15 protein-coding genes and 1 tRNA gene are annotated in these 14,824 nt (G+C 65.4%); 7 read left to right on the forward strand and 9 right to left on the reverse strand.

What is annotated here, in order from left to right; all coding sequences use genetic code 11:
• Positions 1-52 precede the first annotated feature (52 nt).
• Positions 53-844, forward strand: coding sequence for a terminase small subunit (locus tag ACSQ89_RS05080; RefSeq protein ID WP_436296129.1), 792 nt, complete (start codon positions 53-55; stop codon positions 842-844).
• 48 nt (positions 845-892) lie between these two features.
• On the opposite strand, the gene ACSQ89_RS05085 is transcribed toward ACSQ89_RS05080, so the two are convergent.
• Complete coding sequence (locus tag ACSQ89_RS05085) at positions 893-1,201, reverse strand: hypothetical protein (RefSeq protein ID WP_436296130.1); 309 nt, start codon at positions 1,199-1,201, stop codon at positions 893-895.
• A gap of 259 nt (positions 1,202-1,460) precedes the next feature.
• Here ACSQ89_RS05085 and ACSQ89_RS05090 point away from each other — a divergent pair, with 259 nt between their 5' ends.
• On the forward strand, positions 1,461-1,877 hold the full coding sequence (locus ACSQ89_RS05090; protein ID WP_436296131.1) for a hypothetical protein: 417 nt from the start codon (positions 1,461-1,463) through the stop codon (positions 1,875-1,877).
• Between the two features lie 121 nt (positions 1,878-1,998).
• A complete protein-coding gene (locus ACSQ89_RS05095) occupies positions 1,999-2,211 on the forward strand; it encodes a hypothetical protein (RefSeq protein WP_436296132.1) in 213 nt (70 codons plus the stop codon).
• A gap of 102 nt (positions 2,212-2,313) precedes the next feature.
• Here the strand turns inward: ACSQ89_RS05095 and ACSQ89_RS05100 are convergent, their stop codons facing one another.
• The 4 genes from ACSQ89_RS05100 to ACSQ89_RS05115 all read right to left on the reverse strand — a co-directional run bounded on the left by ACSQ89_RS05100 (position 2,314) and on the right by ACSQ89_RS05115 (position 6,267).
• Positions 2,314-2,922, reverse strand: coding sequence for an RloB family protein (locus ACSQ89_RS05100; protein WP_436296133.1), 609 nt, complete (start codon positions 2,920-2,922; stop codon positions 2,314-2,316).
• A gap of 2 nt (positions 2,923-2,924) precedes the next feature.
• Entirely contained in the window at positions 2,925-4,202 is a 1,278-nt protein-coding gene (locus tag ACSQ89_RS05105; protein WP_436296134.1) for an AAA family ATPase, read from the reverse strand.
• 415 nt (positions 4,203-4,617) lie between these two features.
• Positions 4,618-4,694: transfer RNA gene (locus ACSQ89_RS05110), tRNA-Met, on the reverse strand.
• Between the two features lie 31 nt (positions 4,695-4,725).
• Positions 4,726-6,267, reverse strand: a complete 1,542-nt coding sequence (locus ACSQ89_RS05115) for a VWA domain-containing protein (protein ID WP_436293766.1) — start codon at positions 6,265-6,267, stop codon at positions 4,726-4,728.
• A gap of 136 nt (positions 6,268-6,403) precedes the next feature.
• Here ACSQ89_RS05115 and ACSQ89_RS05120 point away from each other — a divergent pair, with 136 nt between their 5' ends.
• Both ACSQ89_RS05120 and ACSQ89_RS05125 read left to right on the forward strand, forming a co-directional pair.
• The gene (locus ACSQ89_RS05120; RefSeq protein WP_093109541.1) at positions 6,404-7,072 is read left to right on the forward strand and encodes a sigma-70 family RNA polymerase sigma factor; all 669 of its coding nucleotides are present in this window, start codon (positions 6,404-6,406) and stop codon (positions 7,070-7,072) included.
• Positions 7,069-8,241, forward strand: a complete 1,173-nt coding sequence (locus tag ACSQ89_RS05125; protein ID WP_436293765.1) for a hypothetical protein — start codon at positions 7,069-7,071, stop codon at positions 8,239-8,241. Before ACSQ89_RS05120 ends, ACSQ89_RS05125 begins: the two co-directional genes overlap by 4 nt.
• Before the next feature lie 7 nt (positions 8,242-8,248).
• Here the strand turns inward: ACSQ89_RS05125 and ACSQ89_RS05130 are convergent, their stop codons facing one another.
• The 4 genes from ACSQ89_RS05130 to ACSQ89_RS05145 are packed head-to-tail and all read right to left on the reverse strand — an operon-like array spanning position 8,249 to position 12,699.
• The gene (locus ACSQ89_RS05130; RefSeq protein ID WP_436293764.1) at positions 8,249-9,028 is read right to left on the reverse strand and encodes an enoyl-CoA hydratase; all 780 of its coding nucleotides are present in this window, start codon (positions 9,026-9,028) and stop codon (positions 8,249-8,251) included.
• Between the two features lie 34 nt (positions 9,029-9,062).
• Complete coding sequence (locus ACSQ89_RS05135; RefSeq protein ID WP_436293763.1) at positions 9,063-10,856, reverse strand: M61 family metallopeptidase; 1,794 nt, start codon at positions 10,854-10,856, stop codon at positions 9,063-9,065.
• Positions 10,856-11,566, reverse strand: a complete 711-nt coding sequence (locus tag ACSQ89_RS05140; RefSeq protein ID WP_093109545.1) for a DsbC family protein — start codon at positions 11,564-11,566, stop codon at positions 10,856-10,858. The genes ACSQ89_RS05135 and ACSQ89_RS05140 overlap by 1 nt, the downstream gene beginning before the upstream one ends.
• A 23-nt stretch (positions 11,567-11,589) precedes the next feature.
• Positions 11,590-12,699 (reverse strand): FAD-dependent monooxygenase, encoded by a 1,110-nt coding sequence (locus tag ACSQ89_RS05145; RefSeq protein ID WP_436293762.1) that lies wholly within the window; start codon positions 12,697-12,699, stop codon positions 11,590-11,592.
• A gap of 77 nt (positions 12,700-12,776) precedes the next feature.
• On the opposite strand from ACSQ89_RS05145, the gene ACSQ89_RS05150 reads away from it, so the two are divergent.
• Both ACSQ89_RS05150 and ychF read left to right on the forward strand, forming a co-directional pair.
• Positions 12,777-13,658, forward strand: a complete 882-nt coding sequence (locus ACSQ89_RS05150; protein WP_436293761.1) for an MOSC domain-containing protein — start codon at positions 12,777-12,779, stop codon at positions 13,656-13,658.
• A 56-nt stretch (positions 13,659-13,714) separates the two neighbouring features.
• Positions 13,715-14,806 carry a redox-regulated ATPase YchF gene (ychF, locus tag ACSQ89_RS05155; protein ID WP_093109548.1) on the forward strand — a complete coding sequence of 364 codons (1,092 nt, stop codon included), beginning with the start codon at positions 13,715-13,717 and terminating at the stop codon, positions 14,804-14,806.
• Positions 14,807-14,824 lie beyond the last annotated feature (18 nt).

The following is a 14,824-nucleotide window of genomic DNA, read 5'->3' on the forward strand; positions in this document are numbered from 1 at the left end:
GAAGGCTGCGAGCGTTTCCGTTCGTGCAACGAAGAAGCCCACCGCTCCCAAGGTGCCAGTCAAGGCTCCAGCCAAGACCAAGCCCAAGGCAGCCAAGACCGCCAAGGCGCCCCCATTCGTCGCCATTGAGCCGAGGCAGCAGCGATTCGTAGACGAATACCTGATCGACCTCAACGCGACTCAGGCAGCCATTCGGGCCGGCTACAGCGAAAAGCCATCCCGACAGATGGGCTCTGAAAGCCTGTCAAAACCGTACATTCAAGCCGCCATCGCAGAGGCTCGGAACCGCCGGGAATCCCGAACCCAGATCACTGCGGACAAGGTCTTCCGCGAGGCCTGGAACACCGCCGTCGCTGACGTGCGCGAGCTGGTGCAGATCAAGGTCGGATGTTGTCGCCACTGTCACGGCGAAGGACTCCGCCGGCAGCGCACCATCGCCGAGTACAACCACGAGTGCGAGGCATTCGCCAAGAAGGGCGGCATGCCTGCCGAATTCGAGGAAGAGGGCGGAATCGGGTTCAACCCTCTGCGCCGACCGAACCCGGAATGCCCGGAATGCGGAGGCGACGGCCAAGCACGCACGGTCATCATGGACACCCGCGGCCTGTCTCCCCAGGCCGTGGCCATATATGCCGGCGCCAAGCAGATGAAGTTCGGCATCGAGGTCCTGCTGAACTCGAAGGACGCCGCGCTGGAGAAGCTCTTCAAGCACCTGGGCCTCTACGAGAAGGACAACCAGCAGCGCGTCGACCCGCTGGCCAGCCTCCTGCACACGATTGCCAGCGGCAGCTCCAGCGGTTTCAAGCCCGTGGCGCGTGACCCCGAGCACGGCGAGAAGGGCTGAGGCGATCGAGATCGCAGTCCGCCACGATGACCCGCTGCTCCCGCTCCCTCAAGACGAAGTTAGGCGGTTGGTTCCCTGCGTCGTTGAGCCAGTCTGCTTGCGGAACATCGCTTCCAGCGCGGCGTCTTTCTCGCGCTCCCATGGCTCCACGTTTGCCCCGTGTTCCGGTTTCAGCAGGATCAACTCGCTGAGGACGACTTCTTCCGCCTCGTGCTGCTGGAACCCTTGCTGCATCAGTTCCACCACCCGCTCCTGCGCGAGTTTCCCCGCCGTCTGGAGTGCTTGCTCCAGTTCGTGGTCCGCCTTGAGCGCCGCCACCTTCTTCGGCAGCCAGGTCGCCCAGTGCTTGCGGGCCATCGTTGCGTACCGGGGTGCGCTCATCGCTCCTGCCTCGTTCGATCGGAAGAGACCCCCAGTGTCTGCCTCGGGCTCGGCTTTGGCAACCTTGTCAGACCCGCCGAACCGACGGCGGCTGCGTTGTCCATCCCGACTCGGCCGACCACACACTGGACGAACTTCACGGCCATGCGTTAGTGCGGTGCCTTGCCGACCCGGTTGCGTCGCGGCACACTCGAGAATAGGGGGTCGAAATGCTTCGCAACTCAAGACGTCCACAATGCCACTCACCTACACAGAAGCGTTCGCGAAGTACGGCGCCAAGCTGCACAACACCAACTGGTCAGTTTCGGCCTTCGGTTCTGATGGCAGTTTGGTCGTCAGCTTGTATGAGACCTTGATCAAGCCCGCATCGGAAAAGGGTACGCTTGTCTACGTTGACACCTTGTCGCATTGGCAAGGCAACGAGCCCGGACGTCGTGAGTTCGAGCGGCACCTCCATGCTGTCGTCGCATCGCGGCTGCCAATCAAGGTTGTCATCGCGCATCCGACATCGGAACAGGACGCTGCGCTCGTTGGCAACGTAGCCGACGAGAGCAAGATCAAAAAGACCTTTTCTGTTCGTGAAGACTTCGTCGGTTCGTTGGCCGATTTTGACGGCGATACCCTTCGCATTGTGTTTCGTCGAGTCGTCTGACTAATTGGCGCATGATCCAACGCTTTGAAAACGACGAGGACGCTTACTTGGGCTGGGTCAGCGCGAATCCTGCCGGGTTCGTGGTCAACGTGGACATCCACGCCCGATACCCCCAATACCAATGGTCGATCGGGCTACGCACAAACTTATCAGCAGCCCGGCGCGGACGAACTACACCAGCAACGAGTTCATCAAGCTGTGCTCGAACGATCTTTCCGAGCTTGAGCGGATGGCGCCAGAGAAATACGGCCGCACGTTGAACCGCTGCGCGACGTGCATGCGCCCATCGTCCGATGCGACGCGCCCGGTCGCCAAAGCAAAGCGCAAGGGCTGATAGCGCCAATGTGCACCCGCTACATCAGTCAGGAGAGCGCCGGAGAAAGCTGGCGAGATGCCGTACTGCGCGAACGTAATTCTGTTCCTTAGTGATCCGGACTTAAGCCAATGCCGGGCGCTGTAAGCTCTCAAAAAGGTCTATGAGTTCATGCATCCGCGTGCTCGGATTCATATCGCCCTGATCTGCTAATGCCTCGTTCAGGGCCTGAGCGGAGCGCTGACGGGCGACGGGCAAGCGGGGTAGTAGCCTGGCGAACAGACCTTGCGTCGTTCCCTTTGCGTAGTTTGCCAGCTCCGCGTATTCCCTCAGCGCACGGCTGAGAACATCGCCAGCCGATGCGTTGCCGGTACGAACATAAGGAGCCCGACTGTATGTGAAGTGAAGGAGAAGCCAATATTCATAGCACGGATACGAGACTATCATTTTTAGATGGTCACTGGCCAAGCGCATCGCATCATCGAAATTCGCGTGGCTATCTCTATCTATGACGCAGATGACTTTTTCAAATGTCTTTCGCCTTGCGATTCCAACCTTCACGATGCCCATCGGATCAGTTCGGTCGGGATGATAGATTTCAACTTCGGTATAGGCACGGAAATTCTTGGCAGCGTCGCAAAGGTAGTCAAGACTGGATTTCGAGTCTTCACAGAGAATTAGGACGCGCGGTTGGACTTTAAGCGTGGGCCCCGAGCGGCGAGGGGTGGCCATACTCAATTCTTAACAAAAGGCAAACCACGATAACGCCCTTCGTAGTATCGCTTTTCAATGTCTTCGCTCGCGCGACCTTCAAAATCGTGGATCGATCTTAGCTGCGTCGCGCCATTTGCGTCTCTTTCTGTCACCCAAAACTGGTCGCGACGCAATAGCTTCGCGTCCATCAAGTGCGTGTCATGCGTGGTAAAAATAAGTTGCGATGGAACGTCTGACTGTAAATGCATCCGAACCAGGCTCTCGACGATCTTTGGATGAAGGCTGCTGTCAAGCTCATCGACAACCATAACACGCGGCTTAAAGTTGTCATGGTCGATCGCGCGAAGTGTCCATGGAAGCCAAAAGCCAATCAAGTTTTTGGTGCCCTCTGATTCGTCTTCCAGGGCCAAAACGCCTTCGCCAAGATCGGTTGTATGTGTCAATAGCATGCGCGTCCGCTTCTGTCTTTTTGCTTCGAGCAAAGGCAAGTCTTCGTCAGAATTGCCGGTCGCTATTACGTCAGCACCTAAAAGAGACATTTCTATTGTTTCGACGGCTATTTTTGTTACGGGAACATCCACATCTTGTAAGAATTGCGCTACGTCGTCTTCATGACCGGTGCCTGTAGCTACCAAGTTGCGCGTGGAGCGCACGAGCCCTTCCATGCCATCCAGCAAAGAATATAGGCATTTCGTTAGCCAAAAATGCGGGTGCCGCAGTTGAACAAATTCTTCGCTGCTATTGGCAACGACTTGAGACAAGAACAAGACCTGAGGGGAGGTGATCTTCTTCCAAGTTGAAAAGATCTCTGGTGTACCTTCTAAGGCTTCGCCGAGCTCGTATTGGTCTACCTCGTCAACATGGGTCCGAGCGTAGAGCAGCTTCTCCTTGCCGCGCGGATAGTAGACCAACTTCTCTGAAATCACGCGAGATCTGGTCGCTGATAAGCCGAACTCGTAACGAACCTTATCGCGCCCCACGAAGGAAATCTCGAAAACGCTTGGGGCGTCCTTGAGTGAGCGATCAAACAAAAAGGGATCGACAGGCAATGGGTATGAATGTGCCGAAGGCGCACGATTGGCGAGTCGGGACAGCACTGCTAGGGCCCGGAGCAAGTTGCTCTTGCCCGAGGCATTGGGGCCGTAGACCACGGCAGCTTTAAGCAACTCGATCCGTTCGCCTTCGAGCGCGGCTACGAAGACGTTGTCCCCCTTCTTCAGACGGGGCGCCGCGACCATGGAGAGCGTCTGGCGCTCCCTGAAGGAACGGAAATTCGCGACAGAGAATTCAATGAGCATGCACAATTTTGGCAGATAAGTGCGCTCAAGGGCGGGTCTACACGGCATTTGCACTGACGAACTGCGATTTTTTTGCAGCTACGTTGCAGCAGACTGGCGCTGAGCCGGGACTCTAGCTGGTGGCCGCGATCTCGAGCGCGCTTGGCGACCAGTGGCGCGCTTGACTTCGCCCGAGGGGCATGCGGCGTGCCCGGGCCGTCCAAAGCTGGAGGGATTGACCGACCCTCCCTCTCGAGCGCGGGAAAGCCTATCACGAGGAGAAACGTGCAGTACGCACGCGCGGGAGAGGCGATCGCATTCGCGGCGAGAGCGCCGGAGCGTCGGAAGCGGCCAAATCTGCTTACAGGGGCAGTTACATGAAAAAAGCCGGTAGCGCACTGTGAGTGGACGCTTACCGGCTTTGCCTCGGATTGACTGGTGGCTCTTCACGGACTCGAACCGCGGACCTGTGGATTATGATTCCATCGCTCTAACCGACTGAGCTAAAGAGCCGAGCCCGAGATTATAGCCGGCTCTACGGCCTTCAGCCGGCCTTCGGGAGTTTCGCCAGTTCCTCCGTCACCAGCCGCACGATCAGCCGGTCCAGCGTCTGCACCGAATAGTTGCTCACGTCGTGCACCGTCTCGCGGCCGGGCCCGCTGGCGGGGTTGCTTGCCTCCCTGTAGGTCAGGAATACGAAGCGCCCACCGGTGTACTGCGCGATCTGGCGCTGCACGTACTCTCCCTGCTTGTCGAGCCCGCTCGCGCCCACGCTGAACACCTTGATGCCCTTGCCGAGCGCGGCCATCATGTCGTCGTCGTATTGCGGACCGCCGTAGTCGAGGTGCGGCGGCGCGTCGGCCAGCAGCACCACCAGGCGGGTTGCGCCGGTGCCGCGCCAGCTCAGCCGGTGCACGGTCTCGTGCAGCGCCTCGTTCATCGCCTCGGGGTAGTCGCCCCCGGCGGCGGCCTGCAGCGCATCGAGCACCGTCTGGAAAGCGCCCAGGTCGTTGGTGAAGTCGTGTCGGCGCACGAGGAAGGCGTCGCCGCGGTCGCGGTAGGCCACCAGCCCGAAGCAGGTGTCGGGCCGGCTCGGCAGTTGCGCCACCTCGTTGGCGATGGTGCGCAGCGTGCTCTTGAGCTTGCCGATCTCGTCGCCCATCGAACCGGTGGCATCGATCAGGAAGACCAGGTCCAGGCGCGCGCGCTGCGGGACAGCGACCGTATTCAGCACCAGCTCGACCGCGCTTTTCTGCCCGCGGCGCAGGAAGGTCGTGCCCTGCTGGCCGTACTTGCGCACAGCCACTTCGTACACCTGGCTGCCCGAGGGATCGAAGGCGTTGGGATGCAGCCAGGCGCGGCCGGCCGCGTCGGTGCGGGCCCACATGGCGGCGCCGTTCGCGGCCTGCACCGCGACCTCGGCATCGGGCACGGCCATGCCGCGTGCGTTGCGCACCTGTAGCAGGTAGCGCTCGCTCACATCGCGCTCGCGATGCGCCACCTGGGTGCGCTGGCGGAACTGAAGGTAGGCCGAGAAGTCGGCGTTGTCGTCGACCATGCCGGCGCTGACCACCTGCTGTTGCGGCCGGGGGCGTTGAATGGGTTGCGCGCTGGGCGCCGGCGGTGCAAAGCGCGGCGCCTCGGCTTCGGCGACCAGTGCCTCCCTGGTTGCGCCGGCAGCGGGAGCCGCAGGCGCCGGCATGGCGACCGCGGCATCGGATGCCGCCTCGCCCGGCGCGCTACGCTTCGACTTGGCTTCGCGACTCAGAGATGGGCGGGCCTCGCCGTAAACGGCGGGCGCCTCATCGCGCCGTGCGTCCTGCCCCGTGCGGCCCGGCGTCTCGTAGGTCTGCACCGGCCTCGCGCAATGGGTGGCCGAGGGCGCCTCGAAATTCGGCACCGTGCGCGTGACCACGTTCCCCGGCCACTGCGGCGAAGGGAAGTTCGCGGGTTCGGGCTGCGGCGCCGGCGCGGGCCAGCGCGCGGCGCCGAGTGCGAGTTCGGTGGCGCTGCAGGCGCTCAAGAGAAGCTGGGCGCACAGCAGTGCGACGAGCGGGCGTCGAAGGAGGGAAAGGCGGGTGGTCATCAGCAGCTCCGGGTTGTGGATGCAGGCTGATACGGCGGGGCGGCGTCGGTCGGGTTAAGTCCCGACGATATTTTTTGAGGGGGTGCTAACCCCGAACGGCGGCGCAGTCCGTAGAACGTGAGGTGAAAATCTGCCGATGCTTGCCCCCTCTGTTGCGAACGCCGCCCTCCACGACGCCATGCCGGACGATCAGCTGATGCTCGCCTACGCAGGCGGCGACGCAAGCGCCTTCGACACGCTCTATGCCCGCCACGAAAGCGCGCTGTTCCGCTTCGTCCGGCGTCTGCTCGGCGTGCGGCTCGCGGCCGAAGTCGACGAGGTGTTCCAGGACACCTGGATGCGCATCATCGCGGCGCGCGAGAGCTTCTCGCCGCAGGGCGCGACTTGGCGCACCTGGGCCTTCACGATCGCGCACAACCTGGCGATGGACCGGCTGCGCCTGAGCGGCCGCGAGGTGTCCTTCTATGCCCACGACGAAGACGGCGACGGGCTCGAGGCCGCGCAGCTGTTCAGCCGCGGCCTGCTGAGCGATGGCGGCACGGCTTCCGCTGCCGCGCACCCATCGGCCGAAGAGCTCGCGTTCTGGCGCGCCGCTGGCCGCCGCCTGCTGGCCTGCCTCGACGAGTTGCCGGACGAACAGCGCGCCGCCTTCCTGCTGCACCACGAAGACGGCTTCACGGTGGAAGCGCTGGCCGACACGCTCGGCGTCGGCTTCGAGACCGTTCGCAGCCGGCTGCGCTATGGCTTGAAGAAGCTGCGCGGGTGCATGGAGCGCTATCTGTCGGTGCTGGAGCTTCGGGCATGAGCACGGACAACGATCTTCAAGACGACGCCCTGCGGCGTGCGTTGGCGCATGCACCGGACCACACTTCGGTGCCCCATTGGCGGCTGCGCAAGGCGATCCTGGAGCGGGCGCACGACGCCGTAGCGCCGGCTTCCATCACGCACGCGCGGGAGCCGCAGGCGCGGCCGTGGTGGCAACGCCTGGTGGGCTTGGGCGGCGGCTCGCGCATGCCATGGAACGCGGCGTTCGCCACCGTGCTGGTCGCGACGCTGGTGACCGTGCTCTGGCAGCGCGAGCCGGTGCCGGGCGCGCGGCCCGACGGGGAGGCGATGGTCGCTGCGCAGGCGCCGCGCGTTGAGGCACCTGCCGCGCCTGCTGTGCCCGCTCCGCCGGCTTCGACCGTGCCTGCGCCGCCGACCGAATCGGCTTCCGTTCCGTCATCGGCACCGCCTGCACCTGTGCTGGAGGCACCGGCAGCACCCGCGCCGCCGCCGGCACTGGCGCGCCCTCAGGCCGATGAAGCCGAGTCCAAGAAGAAGGAAACACCCCAAGCACCTGCTGCGCAGTCCGCACCGCCTGCCCCGGCCGCGCCCGTCGTGCCGGCCGAACCTTCGGCTGACGCGGCGGCACGTCCCGCGCCGCGGGATTCCCTCGCCGCCCGAGCCCGTCGCGAAGAAGAAGCCGCGGCCAAACAAGCCTTTGCGCCTCCGGCGAGCCCGCCGGCCGGGCTCGTCGCACCGGGCGATGCGGCCGGTGCCGCACGCGCGGCACGCCCTGCGTCTCCGACTGTGCGAACCGAGGCGACGGAGCCGCCCACCTTCGCGGCGCTTTCGCAATGGAATCGCATCACGATCGCACAGCGCGGCGGCGCAAGCCGCAGCCTGTCGCGCGCCGAAGCGCTCGATCTCAATGCGCTGCTGGGATCGGCCGCCATCACGGCGGTCGGCGGACAGCCGTTGGTGTCCACGCCTGAATGGCGCATCTCGCTCGAACGCAACGGCGAGGTGCTGGCGGTGTTCGAAGTCGCGCGCGGCCAGGTGCGCTGGCGCGAAGGCCGTGCGCTGCCGGCCACCGGCGCGCCGTCGGCGCCGGCGCTGGCCGCCTTGAACGAGGCCCTGCGCAACGCGGTGCAGGCGCCGGAGTCCGCAGCGCAACCCGAGGCCGGGCCGCCGCCGGCAGCGCCGCGCTAAGGCCGCCTTACTGGTGCTTGAACGCGGCCTTGCGCTTGTTCACGAAGGCGTCCATGCCTTCCTTCTGGTCGGCAGTGGCGAAGAGCGCGTGGAACAGGCGGCGCTCGAACATCACGCCGTCCGCGAGGCTGCTCTCGAAGGCGCGGTTGACCGACTCCTTGGCCGCCATCACCGCGACCTGCGAGAAGTCGGCGATCACCAACGCGGCGCCCAGCGCCTCGTCCATGAGCTTGTCGTAGGGCACGACGCGGCTCACCAGCCCGGAGCGCTCGGCCTCGGCGGCGTCCATCATGCGGCCGGTCAGGGCCATGTCCATCGCCTTGGCCTTGCCCACCGCGCGCGGCAGGCGCTGCGTGCCGCCGGCGCCCGGGATCACGCCGAGCTTGATCTCGGGCTGGCCGAACTTCGCGTTGTCGGCCGCGATGATGAAGTCGCACATCATCGCGAGCTCGCAGCCGCCGCCGAGCGCGAAGCCGCTCACGGCCGCGATCACCGGCTTGCGCACGCTGCGGATGGTTTCCCAGTTGCGCGTGATGTAGTCGCCCTTGTAGACGTCGGTGAAGCTGTAACTGGCCATGGCGCCGATGTCGGCGCCCGCGGCGAAAGCACGCTCGCTGCCGGTGACGATGATGCAGCCGATCGCCTCGTCGGCGTCGAAGGCCTTGAGCGCATTGCCGAGCTCGGTCATCAGCGCATCGTTGAGCGCGTTCAGCGCCTTGGGGCGGTTCAGCGTCACGATGCCGACCTTGCCGGCCTCGGTGCGGACTTCGATGTTCTCGTAGCTCATGCGGGTCTCCTTGAAACGAACAGAGGGGAAGGTCTTACTGCGGATCGAGCCAGCGCGTCAATTTGGCCGGGTCCTGCGCGGCGAGGCGCCAGGTCGTCACGTCGCCAGGCAGCGTGAGCGGCAGGCGCAGCAGCCGCCGGTCGCGCGCGACGAGTGCCGTGATCTTCTTCAGCGGCCCGAGATAAAGCGCCAAGTCATCGAGCTTGCCGAGCCGCCAGCCCTGCGCCTTGTGGCCCTTGGAGGCGCCGAGCTCGATGCCGATCCATTCGTCGTTGGCCGAGAAGCCGGCCTGCTCGGCCGCGCCGCCGCGCAGCACCATCTTGACTTGCACGCTGCCGTTCGCCTCGGCCACGCGCAGGCCGAGTTCCTGCGCCCGCTGCGCAGGGTCTTCGAGCGCGACGACGCCGTGGCTGCGCAGCAGATCGGCCAGGGGCAGTTCCTCGGTCGAGTGGACCCAGCTCGCGATCTCCTCGACGAAGGAGCGCCCACCAACGGCTTCGAGCGCGGCGGCGAAGGCGGCTTCGTCGATCGGTCCGCCGCTGCTTTTCTTCCACAAGAGCCGCATCACCTCGTCGAGCGAGCCCTTGCCTTCGGCGCGCAGCGTGAGGTCGAAGCACAGCGCCACCAGCGCGCCCTTGGTGTAGTAGCTGATCGTGGTGTTGGCCGTCTGCTCGTCTTGCCGGTAGTACTTGATCCAGGCATCGAAGCTCGCGTCGGCCACCGACTGCACCAGCCGGCCCGGCGCCTGCAGCACTTGGTTGATGGTCTTGTTGACGAGGCGCAGGTAGCCGGTGTCGTCGATGCGGCCGGCGCGGCGCAGCAGCAGGTCGTCGTAGTAGCTGGTGAAGCCCTCGAACAGCCACAGCAGGTGGGTGTAGTTCTCCTGTCCGTAGTCGTAGCGCGCGAACTCGGCGGGTCGCAGGCGCTTCACGTTCCAGGTGTGGAAGTACTCGTGGCTGATCAGCCCGAGCAGCGTGGTGTAGCCCTCGGGCTGTTTCTTGACGGCGAGCTGGGGCAGGTCGCGGCGGGTGCAGATCAGCGCCGTCGAGTGCCGGTGCTCGAGGCCGCCGTAGCCGTCATCCACCGCGTTGAGCATGAAGACGTAGCGGTCATGCGGCGGCTTGGACCCGCCGCGCTTGCCGACCTTGTCGCCGTGCCAGAAGCGCATCTGCGTCTCGCAGATGGCACGCGTGTCGGCGATCAGCCGTTCGCCGTCGAAAGAAGCGGGCGCGCCTGCGACCACGAAGCGATGCGGCACGCCGCAGGCCTCGAACTCGGCGCTCCAGAACATGCCCATCTCGACCGGGCTGTCGGCCAGCTCGTCATAGTCGGCGGCGAGGTAGCTGCCGAAGCCCCGGCGGTCGACCTTGGCGGGCTTCAGCGCCGTCGCGCACGACCAGCGCTCGCCCGGCGCCAAGAGCGGCGGCGCCAGCACCTCGATCGCGTGCGGCCCATCGGTCTGGCCTTCGACGCGAAGGCACAGGCTGGTTCCATTGAAGAAGCCGCGGTCGCGATCGAGCCACGCGGTGCGCACCGAGTTGTCGTAGGCGCAGACCTGGTAGCGCAGCACCAGGGGCTTGCCCGGCGCGCAATCGATCTGCCAGCTGTGCTTGTCGAGTTGCTGCGGGGCCCGCTTGCGCCGACCCTGCGATGCCTGCAACTGCTGCAGGTTCTTTGCAAATTCGCGCACCAGGTAGCTGCCCGGAATCCAGACCGGCAATGCGACGCGCTGCTGCGCGACAGGCCGCTCGATGGTCAGCGTGACGGCGAACAGGTGCGCGTTGCGGTCCGCGCATTCGACGCGGTAGTGGATGGCCGGCGCCGCCATCAGTTGGCAGCGGCGAGTTGTTTTTCGACCTGTTCGGCCGGGATCGCGCCCGGCGCGCGCGTGCCGTTGCTAAAGATCAGCGTGGGCGTGCCGGTGATGTTGTATTTCTGGCCGAACTCGCGGTTGCGGTTGAGCGCGCTGGTGTCGCATTCGGCGGTCTCGGGCGCGACGCCGCGCACCATCCAGTCGGTCCAGGCACGGGCCTTGTCCTTGGCGCACCAGATGTTGCGCGACTTCACGACCGAGTCCGGCCCCAGCACCGGATAGAGAAAGAGATGGATGGTCACGTTGTCGACCTTGGTCAGGTCGCGCTCGAACTGCTTGCAGTAGCCGCAGTTCGGATCCTCGAACACCGCCAGCTTGCGCTTGCCGTTGCCGCGCACGATCTTGAAGGCATCCTTCACGGGCAGTTTGTCGAAAGCGACCTCGCTGAGTTTCTCGACCCGCTCTTCGGTGAGGTTGCGGCGCGCCTTCACGTCGATCAGGTTGCCCTGCAACAGGTAGTTGCCCTGCTCGTCGGTGTAGTAGATCTCGAAGCCGTTGATGCGCACCTCGTAGAGACCGGGCATCGGCGACTTGGTGATCTCGTCGATCTTCGCGAACTGCGGAATGCGCGCAGCGAGGTTCTGGCGGATCTCGGCCTCGCCGGCGCTGGCGCTCAGGGTGCTGACCAGAGTCAGCGCGGCAAAAAGGGCAGGAGCGGATTTCATGGTGTTGTTTCTTCCGGCGGAATTCAGTGCAGGCCCATGGCCTGCTTCGCGATCCAGTTCTTGACGAGCCGCGTGCGGTCGAAGCCGCGCATGCCCCAGTTGCGAAGCGCCGGCAACGGATCGGCGCTGTGCGCGAAGAGTTGCTGCAGGCCGTCGGTGGCCAGGCTCATGGAGAGCACGTCGGTGCGGCGGGCCCGCTCGTAGCGGCGCAGCAGCCGGGCATCGCCCACGCTGCGCCAGTAGTCGCGGTCCTTGATCACGTTGGCCAACGCTGCGGCATCGGCCAGACCCAGGTTCAAGCCCTGGCCTGCAAGCGGATGCACCGTGTGCGCGGCATCGCCCGCGAGCGCCCAGGAACTGCCGTCGGTGAACTGGCCGGTCCAGCGGTCGGCGATGGCGCGCTGCAGCGGCCAGGCCGCGCGCTCGCTGGTGAGCCGCAGCGCACCGAGCGCGCCGTGGCTGGCGTCGTGCAGCGCGGTGTTGAACTCGTCGGCCGTCTGTGCCAGCAGGGCCGGCGCGCGCAGCTGGTCGACCGACCACACCAGCGCGAGCTGCCTGTCGCCGAGCGGCAGCAGCGCGAACACTTCGCCCTTGTCGTTGAACCATTGGCGCGCGGCGCCGTCGTGCGGCTCTTCGGCCTGGAGCCGCGCCGCGATCGCGTGTTGCGGATAGCGCGTCACTTCGTAGCGCACGCCCAGTGTTTCGCGCGTGGCGCTGATGCGGCCTTCGCAGACCACCGTCAGCGGCGCCGCCACGGGCTCGGCGACGATCTCGATGCGCGGCTGGAAGCGCACCGCGTCGCTCAACTGCTGCTCGAGCGCGGGGACATCGACGATCCAGGCCAGCGCCTCGACCTGCTGCCGCGCGGCATGGAACTGCACGCGGCCGCCTTCGTCGCCGTAGACCAGCATCTCGCGCACCGGCGTGGCATGCGCCGCATCGGGCCAGCCGCGCAGCGATTCGAGCAGCGCCTTCGAGGCCGCATTGAGCGCGTAGGCGCGCACATCCTGCCCCGCGGGGGCCGCGGCCGGCGCCACCAGCGCCACGCGAACGCGTTCGCGCGCCAAAAGCAGCGCGAGCGTGCGGCCGACGATGCCGGCGCCGCGAATGCAAACCTCGGGTGGAAGAGCCATCGGAGCATTGTAGGAGCCTGCCTTTCCCGGCGGGCGTCGTGCGGGACAATCACCGGCTTCAGCCCAAGGACCTCCACGTGACTGCCTCCGACTTCGACCTCCAAGCCACCATCGCCCGCCTGTTCGTCTACCCGATCAAGTCCTGCGCCGGCGTCGAGCTCCCCGAGGCGCTGCTGATCGAGACCGGCCTGGAGTTCGACCGCGCCTGGATGGTGGTCGACGAGAACGGCGAGTTCGTCACCCAGCGCCAGCTGCCGCGCATGGCGCTGATCCGGCCGCAGATGAAGCATTCCGAGATGGTGCTGCGCGCACCCGGCATGCTGGCGCTGCACATCGCCTTCGACCGCGTCGAAGCGCCGGTGCGCGTGCGCGTGTGGAAGGACGAGGTGCCGGCCTACGACATGGGCGACATCGCGGCCCAATGGTTCAGCGACTTCCTCTCGCAGCCGGGCCGGCCGCAGAAGCTGCGCTTGGTGCGCTTCGATCCCGAGCACCAGCGGCTGTCGAGCCTCCAATGGACCGGCGATGTCGAGGCACCCAACCAGTTCGCCGACGGCTATCCGCTGCTGGTGGTCAGCGAGGGCTCGCTGGCCGAGCTCAACGCGCGGCTGGCCGCGGCCGGCCACGGCGCCGTCGGGATCGAGCGCTTCCGCCCCAACGTCGTGCTCGCCGGCATCGAGGCGCACGACGAGGACCGCGTCGACACGCTGTACATCGCGACCGCCGAGGGCGAGGCGCAACTTCGACCGGTGAAGCCCTGCTCGCGCTGCTCGATCCCCGACATCGACCCGGCCACGGCCGAAAGCAGCCCCGAAGTGGGCGACATGCTGCGGACCTACCGCGCCGACGCCCGCGTCGACGGCGCCATCACCTTCGGCATGAATGCGATCGTGCTGCAGGGCGTGGAGCACATGCTGAAGCGCGGCCAGACGGTAGTCGCAAACCTGCGCTTCGACTGAAGCGAGGCCGGGCGCCTAAAATCCCCGGTTCCCCAAAGCATTCTGAAAGCCCCGCCATGAGTCTCCAGTGCGGCATCGTCGGCCTGCCCAACGTCGGCAAGTCCACCCTTTTCAACGCGCTGACCAAGGCAGGCATCGCGGCCGAGAACTATCCTTTCTGCACCATCGAGCCGAACGTCGGCGTGGTCGAAGTGCCCGATCCGCGGCTCGCCCAGTTGAGCGAGATCGTGAAGCCCGAGCGCATCGTGCCGGCCATCGTCGAGTTCGTCGACATCGCGGGCCTGGTGGCCGGCGCCAGCAAGGGCGAAGGCCTGGGCAACCAGTTCCTCGCGCACATCCGCGAAACCGACGCCATCGTCAATGTGGTGCGCTGCTTCGAGGACGACAACGTGATCCACGTTGCGGGCAAGGTCGACCCCATCTCCGACATCGAGGTGATCCAGACCGAGCTGTGCCTGGCCGACCTGGCCACGGTCGAGAAGGCGCTGCACCGCCACACCAAGACCGCGCGCTCGGGCGACAAGGAGGCGATCAAGCTGGTCGCGCTGCTGGAGAAATGCCAGGCCGCGCTGAACGAGAACAAGCCGGTGCGCGCGATCGAGTTCAGCAAGGAAGACAAGCCCTTGATCAAGCAGTTCTCGCTGATCACCGCCAAGCCCGCGATGTTCGTCGGCAACGTGGCCGAGGACGGCTTCGAGAACAACCCCTTCCTCGACCGGCTGCGCGAATACGCCGCCGCGCAGAACGCGCCCGTGGTCGCCATCTGCGCCAAGATCGAAGCCGAGCTGGCCGACATGGACGAGGAAGACAAGAAGATGTTCCTTGCCGAGATCGGCCAGGAAGAGCCGGGCCTCAATCGCCTGATCCGCGCGGCTTACACGCTGCTGGGCCTGCAGACCTACTTCACCGCCGGCGTGAAGGAAGTGCGCGCGTGGACCATCCACGTCGGCGACACCGGCCCGCAGGCGGCCGGCGTGATCCACACCGATTTCGAGAAGGGCTACATCCGCGCCCAGACCATCGCCTTCAACGACTTCATCGCCTTCAAGGGCGAGCAGGGGTCGAAGGATGCCGGGAAGATGCGGGCGGAAGGCAAGGAGTACGTGGTCAAGGACGGGGATGTGATGAACTTCCTGTTCAGCTCCTGACCCGTTCGCACTTCAGCT

Source organism: Variovorax sp. LjRoot175, assembly GCF_964253805.1.
Taxonomy (GTDB): Bacteria; Pseudomonadota; Gammaproteobacteria; order Burkholderiales; family Burkholderiaceae_C; genus Variovorax.

What these genes read in the sequence shown, in the direction of transcription:
- ACSQ89_RS05085 (WP_436296130.1), bottom strand. Translation starts at nt 1,201, where the DNA reads ATGGCCCGCAAGCACTGGGCGACCTGGCTGCCGAAGAAGGTGGCGGCG.
- ACSQ89_RS05090 (WP_436296131.1), top strand. Translation starts at nt 1,461, where the DNA reads ATGCCACTCACCTACACAGAAGCGTTCGCGAAGTACGGCGCCAAGCTG.
- ACSQ89_RS05095 (WP_436296132.1), top strand. Translation starts at nt 1,999, where the DNA reads ATGGTCGATCGGGCTACGCACAAACTTATCAGCAGCCCGGCGCGGACG.
- ACSQ89_RS05100 (WP_436296133.1), bottom strand. Translation starts at nt 2,922, where the DNA reads ATGGCCACCCCTCGCCGCTCGGGGCCCACGCTTAAAGTCCAACCGCGC.
- ACSQ89_RS05105 (WP_436296134.1), bottom strand. Translation starts at nt 4,202, where the DNA reads ATGCTCATTGAATTCTCTGTCGCGAATTTCCGTTCCTTCAGGGAGCGC.
- ACSQ89_RS05115 (WP_436293766.1), bottom strand. Translation starts at nt 6,267, where the DNA reads ATGACCACCCGCCTTTCCCTCCTTCGACGCCCGCTCGTCGCACTGCTG.
- ACSQ89_RS05120 (WP_093109541.1), top strand. Translation starts at nt 6,404, where the DNA reads ATGCTTGCCCCCTCTGTTGCGAACGCCGCCCTCCACGACGCCATGCCG.
- ACSQ89_RS05125 (WP_436293765.1), top strand. Translation starts at nt 7,069, where the DNA reads ATGAGCACGGACAACGATCTTCAAGACGACGCCCTGCGGCGTGCGTTG.
- ACSQ89_RS05130 (WP_436293764.1), bottom strand. Translation starts at nt 9,028, where the DNA reads ATGAGCTACGAGAACATCGAAGTCCGCACCGAGGCCGGCAAGGTCGGC.
- ACSQ89_RS05135 (WP_436293763.1), bottom strand. Translation starts at nt 10,856, where the DNA reads ATGGCGGCGCCGGCCATCCACTACCGCGTCGAATGCGCGGACCGCAAC.
- ACSQ89_RS05140 (WP_093109545.1), bottom strand. Translation starts at nt 11,566, where the DNA reads ATGAAATCCGCTCCTGCCCTTTTTGCCGCGCTGACTCTGGTCAGCACC.
- ACSQ89_RS05145 (WP_436293762.1), bottom strand. Translation starts at nt 12,699, where the DNA reads ATGGCTCTTCCACCCGAGGTTTGCATTCGCGGCGCCGGCATCGTCGGC.
- ychF (WP_093109548.1), top strand. Translation starts at nt 13,715, where the DNA reads ATGAGTCTCCAGTGCGGCATCGTCGGCCTGCCCAACGTCGGCAAGTCC.